8 protein-coding genes are annotated in these 13,784 nt (G+C 73.6%); 4 read left to right on the top strand and 4 right to left on the bottom strand.

All coding sequences use genetic code 11. The features are described from left to right. Positions 1 to 248: 248 nt before the first annotated feature. Positions 249 to 809: a MarR family winged helix-turn-helix transcriptional regulator gene (locus ACIBK8_RS34555; protein ID WP_399046516.1), complete on the bottom strand. Its 561-nt coding sequence runs from the start codon at positions 807 to 809 to the stop codon at positions 249 to 251. A 201-nt stretch (positions 810 to 1,010) separates the two neighbouring features. Between ACIBK8_RS34555 and ACIBK8_RS34550 the strand changes: the two genes are divergently transcribed. After that, positions 1,011 to 2,315, top strand: a complete 1,305-nt coding sequence (locus tag ACIBK8_RS34550) for an MFS transporter (protein WP_399046523.1) — start codon at positions 1,011 to 1,013, stop codon at positions 2,313 to 2,315. Between the two features lie 31 nt (positions 2,316 to 2,346). Here the strand turns inward: ACIBK8_RS34550 and ACIBK8_RS34545 are convergent, their stop codons facing one another. Together ACIBK8_RS34545 and ACIBK8_RS34540 are read right to left on the bottom strand one after the other, a co-directional pair. Next, positions 2,347 to 4,131, bottom strand: coding sequence for a SpoIIE family protein phosphatase (locus ACIBK8_RS34545; protein ID WP_399046514.1), 1,785 nt, complete (start codon positions 4,129 to 4,131; stop codon positions 2,347 to 2,349). A gap of 312 nt (positions 4,132 to 4,443) precedes the next feature. Further along, on the bottom strand, positions 4,444 to 5,769 hold the full coding sequence (locus tag ACIBK8_RS34540) for an NAD(P)/FAD-dependent oxidoreductase (RefSeq protein WP_399046522.1): 1,326 nt from the start codon (positions 5,767 to 5,769) through the stop codon (positions 4,444 to 4,446). Between the two features lie 690 nt (positions 5,770 to 6,459). Between ACIBK8_RS34540 and ACIBK8_RS34535 the strand changes: the two genes are divergently transcribed. Together ACIBK8_RS34535 and ACIBK8_RS34530 are read left to right on the top strand one after the other, a co-directional pair. Next, positions 6,460 to 7,242 carry a TetR family transcriptional regulator gene (locus ACIBK8_RS34535; RefSeq protein WP_399046520.1) on the top strand — a complete coding sequence of 261 codons (783 nt, stop codon included), beginning with the start codon at positions 6,460 to 6,462 and terminating at the stop codon, positions 7,240 to 7,242. Positions 7,243 to 7,509: 267 nt separating this feature from the next. Further along, positions 7,510 to 9,462, top strand: a complete 1,953-nt coding sequence (locus ACIBK8_RS34530) for a sigma-70 family RNA polymerase sigma factor (protein ID WP_399046513.1) — start codon at positions 7,510 to 7,512, stop codon at positions 9,460 to 9,462. A 38-nt stretch (positions 9,463 to 9,500) separates the two neighbouring features. On the opposite strand, the gene ACIBK8_RS34525 is transcribed toward ACIBK8_RS34530, so the two are convergent. Further along, positions 9,501 to 11,603 (bottom strand): asparagine synthase-related protein, encoded by a 2,103-nt coding sequence (locus tag ACIBK8_RS34525; RefSeq protein WP_399046512.1) that lies wholly within the window; start codon positions 11,601 to 11,603, stop codon positions 9,501 to 9,503. 664 nt (positions 11,604 to 12,267) lie between these two features. Between ACIBK8_RS34525 and ACIBK8_RS34520 the strand changes: the two genes are divergently transcribed. After that, a complete protein-coding gene (locus tag ACIBK8_RS34520; RefSeq protein ID WP_399046510.1) occupies positions 12,268 to 13,716 on the top strand; it encodes an MFS transporter in 1,449 nt (482 codons plus the stop codon). Positions 13,717 to 13,784: the final 68 nt, after the last annotated feature.

The raw sequence follows: 13,784 nt of genomic DNA, 5'->3' as shown, positions 1-13,784 counted from the left end.
AATTCGTTTCCGATTCCCCGTCGGATGGGGTCTTGCTGCGCCTTTCGGCGTGGTCACTACTTTAGCGGAATTCCTCGGTGACTCATAATCGAGCCACGGTCCGAATTTCGGCATGCCGAAATTGTTCCCGGTGAGGAGTCGTGCAGTAGTGGTGTGCCGCGAAGCGGCGGATGGCTGCTACAGAACCGTTCCGGCTGTGTGGCAACTCGGAGAACACTACGTATCGGCCTGGGGCGTGTCAACCCACGTCAGTCGAGGTCGGTGAGGCGCCCGTCGGCGTCCGGCTGGGCGTCTTCGACGCGGCGGAGCAGCCGGGTCAGTGCCTCGCCGAGGAGCCGGCGTTCGTCGCCGGAGAGGTCCTGGAGGAGGTCTTCCTCGAAGACCGATGCCATCCGCATGGCCTCCAGCCACTTCTCGCGGCCCTCGTGCGTCAGCTCGACGATCACCCGGACGCGGTTCGTCTCGTCGCGCTCGCGGTTGACCAGACCTTCGCTCGCCATCCGGTCGATGCGGTGCGTCATCGCGGCCGGTGTGAGGCCGAGGCGCTTGGCGAGTTCGCCGGGGCCCAGCTGGTACGGGGCGCCGGAGACGACGAGGGCCTTGAGGACCTCCCATTCGGCGTTGCTCATGCCGAGCGTGGCCGTCTGGCGTCCGTAGGCGACGTTCATCCGCCGGTTGAGTCGCTGAAGTGCGGAGACGACCTGTTCGACCTGGGGGTCGAGGTCTTGGAACTCGCGCTGATAGGCCGCGATCTGTTCCTCGAGGCTGGGCTCGGCGGCGGCGCCGGACGCTTCTGAGGTCTCAGGCATGCGGCGCAGTATGGCATGGAACTCATTGGCGTCGAAGTCCTTCTCCATGTACTGTTTAGCTTCGAACTTTAGAGTTGAAGTCTTCAGGGTGCGACCGTCCGGTCCCCTGGAGACGGGGGGCTGCGCGTCCGCGCGTCCGGCCGCCGCTTCTTGTCTGTTCTTCTTCTTGATCGTCTTTCGACATGACCTAGGTAGGTGAGTGTGACCACCGCGATGGGCGCTGCGCTGCGCCGGATCCAGCTGGGGAACGCGCTGAGCGCGTTCGGCAACGGCTTCACGGTTCCGTATCTGTACGTCTATGTGGCGAAGGTGCGGGATCTCGGCGCGAGTACGGCCGGTGTGGTGCTGGCGATGCTGGCCGTTTCGGCGCTGGTGGTGCTGCCGTTGACCGGGCGGGCCATCGACCGGCGCGGTCCCCTGCCGGTGGCGGTGGTCGGTACGGTCTCGGCCGCCGTCGGTGCGATGGGGCTCGGGCTGTCCAGCAGCGAGGTGCAGGTCATCGTGTCCGCCGTGGCGCTCGGTGCCGGTATCGCGGTGATCCAGCCGGCGCTGGCGACGATGATCGTGTGGTGTTCCACGACGGTCACCAGGTCGCGGGCGTTCGCCACCCAGTTCTTCCTGAACAACCTGGGGCTCGGCATCGGCGGTCTGGTCGGCGGGCTGATGGTCGACGAGGCGCACGCGTCGAGCTTTGTGCGGCTGTTCGCCATCGAGGCGGCGATGTTCCTGGTGCTCGGTGCGGCGATCGCGACCGTACGGCTGCCGGGTGCGCCGAAGGTCGAGGACGAGGTGCCGACCGGGGAGCGTCCGCGGGGGGCGTGGCGCGCGCTGTTCGCCGACCGGCGGATGGTGTGGCTGTGCGTGCTGGGGTTCGTGCTGTTCTTCGCCTGCTACGGGCAGTTCGAGTCGGGGCTCGCGGCGTACGCCACCGAGGTCACCCGGATCGCTCCGGCCACGCTGGGCATCGCGCTCGCGGCCAACACGGCGGCGATCGTGGCGGCGCAGTTCGTGGTGCTCAAGCTGGTGGAGCGGCGGCGGCGCAGCCGGGTCATGGCGGTGGTCGGCGTGATCTGGACCGTGGCGTGGATCGCGGCCGGGCTCTCGGGTCTGGTGCACGGTGCGCAGGCGGTGGCGACGACGCTGCTGATCTCGACGTACGCGCTGTTCGGTATCGGGGAGTCGCTGCTGTCGCCGACGGTGGCGCCGCTGGTGGCCGATCTCGCTCCGGCTTCCCTGATCGGGCAGTACAACTCGGCGTTCGCGCTGGTCAAGCAGTTGGCGCTGGCGGTCGGTCCGGCTGTGGGTGCGCTGATGGTGGGCCACGGGATGTCCGTGGCGTACATCGGGATGCTGGTGCTGTGCGCGCTGGGGATCACGGTGCTGTCGTTGCGGCTGGGGCGGATGCTGACCCCGGCGCAGGACAACCCGCACCGTGCGGCGGCTGCCGGGCCGGTGTCCCGGACGGCGGCGGACGCCGAGGCGGAAGCCGCCGTGGCCGTGGCCTGACGGCGGCTTCGCCGGGCGGTCGGTGCGGGGGTCAGGTCTTCGGGAGGGCGAATTCGCACCAGACGGCCTTGCCGCCGCCCGGTGTCCGGCGGGAGCCCCAGGACGAGGCGATGGTCGCGACGATGGAGATGCCGCGGCCCGCTTCGTCGACGGGTTCGGCGCTGCGGCGCCGCGGGAGGTGGTCGTCGCCGTCGGTGACCTCGACGATCAGGCGGCGGTCGGTGCGGCGCAGGCGGAGCCGCATCGGGGGCGTGCCGTGCTGGAGTGAGTTGGCGACGAGTTCGCTGGCGGCGAGCACGCCGAGGTCGTGGAGTTCGGGGGAGAAGCGCCAGGAGGCGAGGACGCCGGAGGCGAAGGCGCGGGCGCGCGGGGCGGCTTCGGTACCGCCGTGGAGTTCGAGCACGGCGTTGTGGAACAGCTCGGCGTCGTGTCCGGTCCGCTCCGGGTGCTGGACGACGAGGATGGCGACGTCGTCGTCGTGTTCGGCGGTGATGCCCAGGGAGCGCAGCAGGCGGTCGCAGACGATGTCGGGTGCGCCGTCGGCGCCGGCGAAGGCCGCTTCCAGCGCTTCGACGCCGTGGTCGATGTCCTTGTCGCGGCGTTCGACGAGGCCGTCGGTATAGAGGACGGCGCTGGAGCCGGCGCCGAGCGGGACGGAGTCCGATGTGTGCTGCCAGCCGCCGGTGCCCAGGGGTGGTCCGGTGGGCTCGCCCGCGCGGTGGACGACGCCGTCGGCGTCGCGGACCAGGATCGGCAGGTGGCCGGCCGAGGCGTAGACCAGGCGGCCCTCGTTCGGGTCGTGGACGGCGTAGACGCAGGTGGCGATCTGGTTGGCGTCGATCTCGGCGGCGAGTCCGTCGAGGAGTTGCAGGACTTCGTGGGGTGGCAGGTCGAGGCGGGCGTAGGCGCGGACGGCGGTGCGCAGCTGGCCCATGACGGCGGCGGCGCGGACGCCGCGGCCCATGACGTCGCCGATGACCAGGGCGGTGCGGCCGGCGCCGAGGGTGATGACGTCGTACCAGTCGCCGCCGACCGCGGCGTCCGTGCCGCCCGGCTGGTAGGTGGCGGCGACGCGGAGGTCGTCGGGCTGCTCCAGTTCCTGGGGCAGCAGGGAGCGCTGGAGGGTGACGGCGGCGGCGCGCTGGCGGGCTTCGCTCGCGCGCAGGCGTTCGGCGGATTCGACCTGGTCGGTGACCTCGGCGCCGAAGACGAGTACGCCCTTGTGCGGGGCGACGCAGGCGACCTCGGGGTCGGGGGCCGGGCCGCTGGCCGCGACCTCGATGGGGGTGCAGGTGAAGGTGTAGTAGCCGTCCCGTGAGCAGTCGGATCCCGAACCGCCGCGCACTTTGCGGGACTTGACCGTGCGGGGCTTCCTGCTGCGCAGGACCTGGTCCATCAGGGGCAGCAGGCCGAGCGCGTCCAGTTCGGGCAGCGCCTCGCGGGCGGTGCGGCCGGCCGGGCGGGGGCCGAAGACGGTGGCGTAGGCGCTGTTGACGTAGGCGATGCGGTGTTCGGGGCCGTAGACGACGGCGACCAGGGCGGGGATGGTGCCGAGGATGTCGTGGACGGAGAGCGCGTCGACGGTGGGCGGCGGGGTGTCGGCGGACGGGGTCTGCGGGTCCGGTGCGGGGCGGGTGCCGTCCTCGGCGCGGGCGGCCGGTACGGAGCCCGGTGCGCGTGGCGCGGCGGCGCCGTCGGCGGGCGGCGGGGTGGTTCCCGGCGCTGCGGGTGCCGGGCGGGGTGCGGCGCGGCCGGAACGGGCGGCGGCGCGCCGCTGTGTGCCGGGGAGTTTGGCGCTCCAGCGCGTGAAGATCACGGAGGGGTACCTCTTACTTCGCGTCGTCGCGCGGGATCGGGCCGTCGGCTTGGGGGCGCCGGCCGGCCGGGGACCGGTGGACGGTCGGCTGGGGCCTCGCGTGGCGCCCTCTGGTGGAATGCAGCAAACGTCCGGATTCCTCGTGATTGTCACTCTTCGCAAGTACGAGCCCACCCATGGTCACACGTCCAGTGTGGCCGACGCGGTCGGCATCCGTCAGACGTCCGGGGGCCGGGAGGGAGTTCCGCGCTCCGTTTCGCCGGTACCGCCCGGTGTGCCGCGGTGCGCCGGGGCTTCGGGCCGGACGGCGGGTCAGCTGGCTTCGTTGTGCCGTCCGGTGTCCGCGGCGAGGGCGAATTCGGCGCGCGGGTTCTCCAGCGAGCCGAGCGAGACGATCTCCCGTTTGAAGAGGCCGGCGAGGGTCCATTCGGCGAGCACCTTCGCCTTGCGGTTGAAGGTCGGCACCCGGCTGAGGTGGTAGGCGCGGTGCATGAACCACGCCGGGTAGCCCTTCAGCTTGCGGCCGTAGACATGGGCGACGCCCTTGTGGAGGCCGAGCGAGGCCACCGATCCTGCGTACTTGTGCGCGTAGTCCACGATCGGGCCGCCGCGCACCGCAGCCGCGACGTTCTCGGCGAGGACCTTGGACTGCCGTACGGCGTGCTGGGCGTTGGGGGCGCACAGGGCGGGCGGTGCGTCCGGTGTGGCGGGGGGCTCGGCCGTCAGGTCGGGGACGGCCGCGGCGTCGCCGGCCGACCAGGCGTGCGGGACGCCGTCCACCTGGAGGGCGGCCGTGCACACGAGGCGGCCGTGGCCGTTCAGGGGCAGTCCGGTGGCGGCGAGGATGGGGTGCGGTTTCACGCCTGCCGTCCACACCAGGGTGCGGGTCGGGAAGCGGGAGCCGTCGCTCAGCACGGCGACCCGGTCCTCGCAGGAGTCGAGGCGGGTGTCGAGGCGTATGTCGATGTTGCGGGCGCGCAGCTCGCGGACGGCGTAGCGGCCCATGTCCGGGCCCACTTCGGGCAGGATCTTGCCGGTGGCCTCGACCAGGATCCACTTCATGTCATCGGGTGTGACGTTGTGGTAGTAGCGGAGCGCGTAGCCGGCCATGTCCTCCAGTTCGGCCAGTGCCTCGACGCCCGCGTAGCCGCCGCCGACGAAGACGAAGGTGAGGGCGGCGTCGCGGACGGCCGGGTCGCGGGTGGAGGAGGCGATGTCCAGCTGTTCCAGGACGTGGTTGCGCAGGCCGATGGCCTCTTCGACGGTTTTGAAGCCGATGCCGTAATCGGCGAGGCCGGGGACCGGGAGGGTCCGGGAGATCGAGCCGGGGGCGAGGATCAGTTCGTCGTAGGCGACGAGGGCGTCCGCGGTGCCGGCTTCCTCGGCGGCCAGCGTCCGGATCGTGGCGGTGCGTTCCTCGTGGTCGATGGCGGTGACCTCGCCGATGACGACCTGGCACTGCGGCAGTACGCGGCGCAGCGGCACGACGACATGGCGGGGGGAGATCGAGCCGGCCGCGGCTTCCGGGAGGAACGGCTGGTAGGTCATGTACGGCTCGGGGTCGACGACGGTGATGCGGACCGTGCCCCGGCGCAGTTCCCGCTTCAGCTTCCGTTGCAGCCGCAGCGCGGTGTACATGCCCACGTAGCCGCCGCCGACGATGAGGATCCGCGCCACGTGTTCCGGGTCCTTGGCGTCCTGGGGATCCGTCGAACCGTCCGAATCCGTCGATTCCTTCGATTCCTCCGGTTCCGTCGAGTCCGCCGAAGATTCAGCCTTCACAGAGGTTCTCCTCGCGATGTCGACAGGTCCCGGGGCGGCACCGATCCGGGGTGACCGGCGGCGCGGCACCTCGGGCGCTGTGCCCCGGGAAAGCACAGCACTGTTCCATGACGCACTGCCGGCCGGGCTTTGTCCACAGGCCCGTCGAAATGTATGACCGGCAACGGGCGCCGGGCCGGAGGGGAAGATTCCGCGAATGCCGGGGCAGCGGCGCAGGTCAGGTGGCGGATGGCGGCCCGCGGGGCGGCCCGGAAAGGGGATGGATCGCTTCCGTAGGCCGAACGGGGGGCGGTGTGCCCGGAACTGGCCCTTCATTCTTGACCTGGGCTCAACTATGTTCGTACCTCGTTGGGGTGCACCTTTTCGTCGGTACGCCCCTACTGTCAGGGCGGGGAGTCTCCGGGGGGAGACGTCATGACCGGGGGATCATTCATGCATAGTCAGGGCTCGCAAGGAACAGTCGGCGTTGCCACGGCGCACGGCGTCAGCGGCAGTGTCGGCAGACACCACGAACACGACAGCGACCACACCGTGCCGGTCGGCGGCATGGGGGCGGGCGACGACGGTACGGGCCGGACCTCGGCCGCCGCCGGGCGGAACGCACCGCTGCGGGTCGACGCCCAGCGCAATCTGGAACACGTACTGCGCGCCGCCCGTGAGGTCTTCGGCGAACTGGGCTACGGCGCGCCCATGGAGGACGTGGCCCGCCGGGCCCGCGTCGGCGTCGGGACGGTCTACCGCCGCTTCCCGAGCAAGGACGTCCTGGTCAGGCGGATAGCCGAGGAGGAGACCTCCCGGCTGACCGAGCAGGCGCGTACGGCGCTCGGCCAGGAGGAAGACCCCTGGTCGGCGCTCTCCCGCTTTCTGCGGACGTCGGTCGCGTCGGGCGCCGGGCGGCTGCTGCCGCCGAGCGTGCTGCGGGTGGGCGCCAGTGCAGGCCACCCGGGCGAGCAGGCACCCGAGGGTGCCGCGGCCGGGGCCCGGGTGCCGCAGCAGCGCCCCGCGCCGGACACCGACGAGGTGGCCGCCCGCGCCGGTGGAGAGGTGCGCGCCGACGCGGCAGGGACGGTCGCGGACGGCGGGCCGCAGGCCGCGGGCGGGCGGGCCGACGAGCCCGGTGGCGTGCCCGCGCTGCTGGATGTCGTCGGGCGGCTCGTGGAGCGCGCCAGGTCGGCGGGGGCGCTGCGGCCCGACGTGACCGTCGGCGACGTACTCCTGGTGATCGCCACGGGCGCGCCCGCGCTGCCCGATCCCGGGCATCAGCAGGCCGCGTCCGCGCGCCTGTTGGAGATATTGCTGGAGGGGCTGCGCTCGCGCCCCGCCGGCTGAGGCCCGGCACGCAGGTCCCTCCGGCCCGGCCCCGCGGGCGGCGGCGCCGGACGGGCCTGCCGGGTGCGTCGGGGCCGTCGCTCCGGTGCGGGCGCCGATGCCCGGTGCCCGCGCGCGGGCACTGCCCCGGACGGGTGAACGCGGGGGCTCCCGTACGGGAGGCCGCCCCGGACGGGTGGTTGGCGGACGGGGCGTCCGATGGCGGACTCTCCGTGTGGCACGCTTGCGCGGTGTTCCGGTGTGATGGCGTGTTCGGGGGCCTCGGCGATGACTCTTGACGGGCGGGACGAGTGGCGCGGCGGCGAGTCTTCCGCCATGGACGCGGGCGGCTCGGGCGGCCGGGCGGCTGCGCAGGTCCCCGGGCAGACCGGGCCGCTGGGGGCGACTCCCCCGGCCGGCGAGCCCGCGGAGCGGCACGACCGCGCCGAGCGCTTCGGGTCCGGGGTGCCCTCGCAGCGCGACCGCTCCGACGACGCGGGCCCGACGGCCGACGGCACCGTGTCCGGTCCCGGGTCCGCCGGCCTCCCGCCGTCCGACACCGAGTTGCTCGCCGCGATGCGGGCCGGGGACGACAGCGCGTACGAGGAGATGTACCGCAGGCACGCCGACGCGGTGCGCCGCTATGCGCGCAGTTGCTGCCGGGACGCGCACACCGCGGACGATCTGACCGGCGAGGTGTTCGCCCGCACGCTGCAGGCGGTGCGCGGCGGGGCAGGTCCCGAGACGGCGGTGCGGGCGTATCTGCTGACGACGGTCCGCCGGGTCGCCGCGGCCTGGGGGAAGACCGCGCGGCGTGAGCAACTGGTCGAGGACTTCGCGGTGTTCGCGGTCTCCGCCGCCGGTTCGTCGATGGACGACACCCTCGATCTCGGCGCCGACGTGCGGGCCATGCACGAAGCCGAGCGGTCGATGGCCGTACGGGCGTTCCGCAGTCTGCCGGAGCGCTACCAGACGGTGCTGTGGCACACCACGATCGAGGACGAGTCGCCGAGCGATGTCGCCCCGCTGCTCGGGCTGACCGCCAACGCGACGGCGGTGCTGGCCCATCGGGCCCGCGAGGGTCTCAAGCAGGCGTACCTCCAGGCGCACGTCAGCCAGTCGCTGACCGAGGGCGGCGACTGCGCGCGCTATGCCGACCGGCTGGGCGCCTACGCCCGTGGCGGGCTGCGGATGCGGGCCGAGCGGGGGCTGCGCAAGCACCTGGACGGCTGTGCCAGGTGCCGGATGGCCGCGGTCGAGGTGGCGGACGTCAACCAGCGGATCGGTGCGGTGCTGCCCGTCGCCGTCATCGGCTGGTTCGCCGCCGGGTACGCGGTCAAGACGGCGGCTGCGGTGGCCGGCGTCGCGGGGGCCGCGGGCGCTGCCGGTGCGGGTGCCGCGGCGGCTGCCGCCGGTTCGGGCTCCGGTGCGGCGGGCGGTGCAGGTGGCGCCGCGGCGGGTGAGGCGATCGGCGCGCCGCTCAAGGTCGGGATCGGGGTCGGCGTGGTGGCGGTCGCCGGGGCGGCGCTCGCGATGGCGCTGTCCGGCTCCCCGCAGCCGGCGCCGAAGCCGCAGGCCGAGCCGGAGCGGACGGCCACCGTCGCGCCGCAGAAGCCCGCGCCGAAGCCACCGCCGCCGAAGCCGGTGCCGAAGCCGCCCGCCCCGCGTCCGGCCCCGCCGCCGGAGCCGAAGCCCACGCCGACACCCACCCCCACACCCACACCGAAGCCGAGCCCGCCGAAGCCGGAGCCCACACCGACACCCACCCCTACGCCCACGCCGACCCCGACACCGACTCCGCCCGCCCCGACGCCGTACTTCCTGAACACGCTCGACCAGGACCTGACGGGCGACGGCACGAAGCCGGAGGTCCGCACCCTGGAGAGCAGTTGGGTGTGGCAGCGGGACGATCCGCGCATCGACGGCCGTACCTACCCGCACGGCGTGACCGTGCACGGCAGGTCATCGGTGGTCATAGACCTCAACCGCAGCTGCACGGCGTACGACGCGAGCGTCGGCGTCGACGACCTCGGCCTGGGGCTCGGGGCGCTGCGCTTCTCCGTGGAGGCGGACGGGCAGCGGCTGTGGCGGTCGGACGTGGTGCGCGGCGGGGAGCCCGCGGTGCCGGTGCACGTCCCGTTGGCGGGCCGCAGGACGCTGCGGCTGATCGTGGAGCCGGAGACGCCGGTGGACACGCTGGCGTTCGGGGACTGGGCGCAGTCGCAGATCAGCTGCCGCTGAGGCGGGCGGCGACGGGCCTGCGGGCTGCGGACGCGCCCTTACGGGCGGCGCAGGACCGGCTCGGCGCCCGGCCGCGGCCCGACGCCGCCGGCCACCGCACGCTGCCGTGGCGCCGCCGTGCCCGTCCAGCAGGTGCCGCGCCGGGACAGCAGGCGGCGCAGCCACAGCTCGGTGGAGACCAGCTCAGCGAGGCCGTCGAGCGGCAGCGGCGCGCCCTCGGCCGCCGCGCGCAGGGCCTTGCGTACGACCCGTGCCTCCACGAGACCGGCGTCGGCGAGCAGCGGGGTGTCGAAGAGCTGGACGAGGGTGCCGACGGCGCCGCGCAGTCCGGCGCGTACCGCGGCGGTGTGGGTGGGCTGCGAGGTGGCGCCCCAGCCGGCCGGCAGATCGCGTACGCCGGCGCCGGAGAGCACCGAGCGCAGCACGGCGGCGCGCGCGCCCGGCTGGACCCGCAGGGTGTCGGGCAGGGCGCGGCAGGCGAGCACGACCTGGTTGTCGAGGAAGGGGGCGTGCAGCCGCTGGTTGCGGACCTCCGCGGCCTGTTCGAGTACGCGGTGGTCGGCGGCCTGGCGGGCCAGCGCGGCGCGGGCCCGGTGCTCCCCGGGGCGGCTGCTTCCGGGTGAGCGGGTGGCCGCGTCCCCGAGGCGAACCGATACTTCGGCGAGCGCCTCGCCGGTGAGCCAGCGCGCGGCCGGCCCGGGGCGGCACCAGAAGAGGGCGGCGAGTGACGCGTCGACCGCGCCGTCCGCCACGGGTTCGTCGGCGAACTGCCGCTCCATGAGGCGGCGCGCGGTGTCGGCGACCCCCGCTCCGTAGGGCGTACGGGCCAGCCTGCGGGCGGCGCGGTAGACGGTGAAGGGGACCAGGACGGACTGTGCGGAAGGGCCGTCCGCGCGGGCGAGCGCGGTGGCCGGGCGCAGCAGGTGGCGTCGGCGGCGATCCAGGAGGAGGTCGGCGAGGCGGGCGGGGTGGGCGTCCAGGACCTGGCGGGCGCCGTGGCCGACGAAGTGGTCGGCGCTGCCGGCCAGCAGGCGTCTGCGGTGGCGTCCCGCGAGGGTGAGGGAGGGGCCCGGCTCGTCGGTGAGGGGGCCGGTGCCGAGGTCGGCGTAGGGCAGCGCCTCCTCGCCCGCGGCGACGACGACGTGGTGCAGACGGGGGTTGGCGGCGATGCTGCGGGCGCGTTCCAGTTCGGCTTCGTGGTGGGCCCGATCGCCGTTCGTGGCAAGGTCGTTGAAGGTGACGGCCAGCAGGCGTTCGCCGTGGCCGCCCAGCGATCCGGGTGCTCCGGGGAGGCCGGCGGCCAGGAGGGCGAGGGTTCCGGAGGCACTGCCTCCGGAGAGGTCGGCGCCGACTCCGGGGGCCGGGCCGCCGCGCGCGGCCCGGCGTTCGGCGGGGCCCATGCCCGGTACGGGGCCGGGGTCCAGGCCGTCGAGCCCGTCCGGGTCGGGCGCGTGCCGGGGGCTCGCGAGCCGGGCGCGCACCGCCTCGACCAGCGCCTCGCGTACACCGTCCACGGCTTGATCGGGGGCGAGTTGGGGCGCGGCCACGGCCAGCGAAGCCGTCGGCTCGTAGGAGGCGATCTCGCGGGCGCCGCCGCGCAGGACCAGGGCGTGGCCGGGCGGGACGCGGCGCACACCCTCGTACGGGGTGCCCGAGCCGATCGCTTCGGGGGTGTCGGGGCAGGCCAGCAGGGCGGCGAGGTGGCCGACGTCGAGGCCGGCCTCGACGAGGTCGGCGAGCGGCAGGGCGGCGGTGGCGTAGGCGGTGCCGCCGTCCCAGGGGGTGTGGAAGACGGGGCGGGCGCCGGCCAGATCGCCCGTGATCGTGATCCGGCGTCCCACCTGTGCGACGGCGGTGTAGCTGCCGGGCCAGGCGGTGAGGTGCCGCAGCGCGCCGCCGCGGGCCGCGAACAGGCCCACCCGCAACTGGTCGTTGGTGGCGCCGCAGATACCGAAGACGGCGAGCCGGGTCTCGGGGTCGGCCTGGACGACGCGCACCTCGTCGGGCCGCCAGTCACCGACCGCCCACAGCGGATCCGGTCCGCCCCACAGGAGTTGGGCGCCTACGGGGAGGACCGCGCGGCTCTCCCCGGTGGGGGCCGGCCCCGTGGCGGTACTGCTCCACCCCACCAACCAGCGCATCGCGCCTCCACGCTTCCCCGTCCGGCGGAGGGCGCGCCACCACCCCGTACCGCGGATTACCAGCCGTTGTGCGGTCCATGCTGCCATGACAGCGGCGCGCGGGAGGCGTGGGAGAGGGCCTGTGTGCGGGTGGTTCGCGCCGCTGCGGCACGGCGGCTCCGGCGCGCCGTGCGTCTCGTCAGGGGCGTACCGGAGCGGCGGGAGCGTGGCCTCCGGGGTGTGCGGCGTGAATTTTTCACCCACCACTATTCGGCCAAAGTCCGTTCGTCACACTCCAGTTGGCGACGCGTAACTGTGGCGCGGCCCGTGTGCCGCCGGTGGCGGCCGGCCTCGTGCGACGGTCCGGGAAGCGGGCTGCGCCTCCCGGACCGGACCACCACCTGCGGGGAATGAGGTGGTGGTATCCCCCAGCCCACTGGATCAAGTGCAGCGGGCCGACCCACGCAGCACCCATGGAAGCCCTCGCGTCACAGGGCAGGCAGCGCGCACGTGTGGGCGCACGGCAACACGTACCCGGAGCACATGCCAATTCCCGTACCCCTGTTTGAACATGAATCTCGCCATCCGGGACACCGACCCTTAACGGTCGGGATCCGGCGAACTACTCTGGGTGGACGCATGCCCCGGGGTACCGGGGCGGCCGTCGCTGTGTCGAGGGGTGCGCATGTCCAGGGATATACGCGGGCCGAACGAAAAGCTCGGCACCGTTCTCGCCCTCGCGGGTATCAGCAATGCCGGACTGGCACGCCGGGTCAACGACCTCGGCGCACAGCGCGGCCTGACGCTTCGTTACGACAAGACGTCGGTGGCGCGGTGGGTCTCGAAGGGCATGGTGCCCCAGGGCGCCGCGCCGCATCTGATCGCCTCGGCGATCGGCAGCAAGCTCGGCCGCCCGGTGCCGCTGCACGAAATCGGCCTGGGCGACGCGGATCCGGCGCCCGAGGTCGGCCTGACATTTCCCCGCGATGTGGGAGCAGCGGTGCGTTCGGCGACGGATCTCTACCGCCTGGATCTGGCCGGACGGCGGGCCGGCGGCGGGGGGATCTGGCAGAGCCTGGCCGGATCCTTCGCCGTGAGCGCGTACGCCACACCCGCGTCGCGCTGGCTGATATCCCCGGCCGACAGCTCGGTGGCGCGCGAGGCGTCCGAGGCGCGCGACAGGGATGCGTCCGGCGGGGCGGACGGGGGCATACCGCAGCACGTCGGCCACAGCGACGTCAGCAAGCTCCGCGAGGCGGCGGAGGACGCGCGCCGCTGGGACTCCAAGTACGGGGGCGGCGACTGGCGTTCGTCCATGGTGCCGGAGTGCCTCCGGGTGGACGCGGCGCCCCTGCTCCTGGCCTCCTACAGCGACGAAGTGGGCCGCGCGCTCTTCGGGGCGACCTCCGAACTCACCCGGCTCGCCGGGTGGATGGCCTTCGACACCGGCCAACAGGAGGCGGCACAGCGGTACTACATCCAGGCGCTGCGGCTCGCCCGCGCCGCAGCCGACGTCCCGCTGGGCGGCTACGTCCTCGCCTCGATGTCCCTCCAGGCCACCTACCGCGGCTTCGCCGACGAGGGTGTCGACCTCGCGCAGGCCGCCCTGGAACGCAACCGCGGGCTCGCCACCGCCCGCACCATGAGCTTCTTCCGCCTGGTGGAGGCCCGCGCCCAGGCGAAGGCCGGCGAGGCACGCGCCTGCGAGGTGGCCCTGAAGGCCGCCGAGGGCTGGCTGGAGCGCTCCCGTGGCGGCGACCCCGACCCGTCCTGGCTGGACTTCTACTCCTACGAGCGGTTCGCAGCCGACGCCGCCGAGTGCTACCGCGATCTGCGGCTGCCCCGTCAGGTGCGCCGCTTCACCGAGCAGGCGCTGTCCCGGCCCACCGAGGAATTCGTCCGCTCGCACGGCCTGCGTCTGGTGGTCTCCGCGGTGGCCGAACTGGAGTCGGGGAACCTCGACGCCGCGTGCGCGGCGGGCACCCGCGCGGTCGAGGTCGCAGGCCGCATCTCATCGGCCCGCACCACCGAATACGTCCGCGACCTCCTGCACCGCCTGGAGCCCTACGGCGACGAGCCCCGGGTGGTGGAGCTGCGCGAGCGCGCCCGGCCCCTGCTGGCGGCGCCGGCGTAGGGCGCGGGACGGGCACGGCGGAGACCCGGGACGCAGGGCGGACAAAGGAAGCACAAGGGAGCACATCG

The sequence above is a fragment of the Streptomyces sp. NPDC050161 genome, from assembly GCF_044460025.1.
Lineage (GTDB): Bacteria > Actinomycetota > Actinomycetes > Streptomycetales > Streptomycetaceae > Streptomyces.
This window is presented reverse-complemented; position numbering and strand designations above follow the sequence as displayed.

What these genes read in the sequence shown, in the direction of transcription:
- ACIBK8_RS34555 (WP_399046516.1), bottom strand. Translation starts at nt 809, where the DNA reads ATGCCTGAGACCTCAGAAGCGTCCGGCGCCGCCGCCGAGCCCAGCCTC.
- ACIBK8_RS34540 (WP_399046522.1), bottom strand. Translation starts at nt 5,769, where the DNA reads ATGTACACCGCGCTGCGGCTGCAACGGAAGCTGAAGCGGGAACTGCGC.
- ACIBK8_RS34535 (WP_399046520.1), top strand. Translation starts at nt 6,460, where the DNA reads ATGGGGGCGGGCGACGACGGTACGGGCCGGACCTCGGCCGCCGCCGGG.
- ACIBK8_RS34530 (WP_399046513.1), top strand. Translation starts at nt 7,510, where the DNA reads ATGACTCTTGACGGGCGGGACGAGTGGCGCGGCGGCGAGTCTTCCGCC.
- ACIBK8_RS34525 (WP_399046512.1), bottom strand. Translation starts at nt 11,603, where the DNA reads ATGCGCTGGTTGGTGGGGTGGAGCAGTACCGCCACGGGGCCGGCCCCC.
- ACIBK8_RS34520 (WP_399046510.1), top strand. Translation starts at nt 12,268, where the DNA reads ATGTCCAGGGATATACGCGGGCCGAACGAAAAGCTCGGCACCGTTCTC.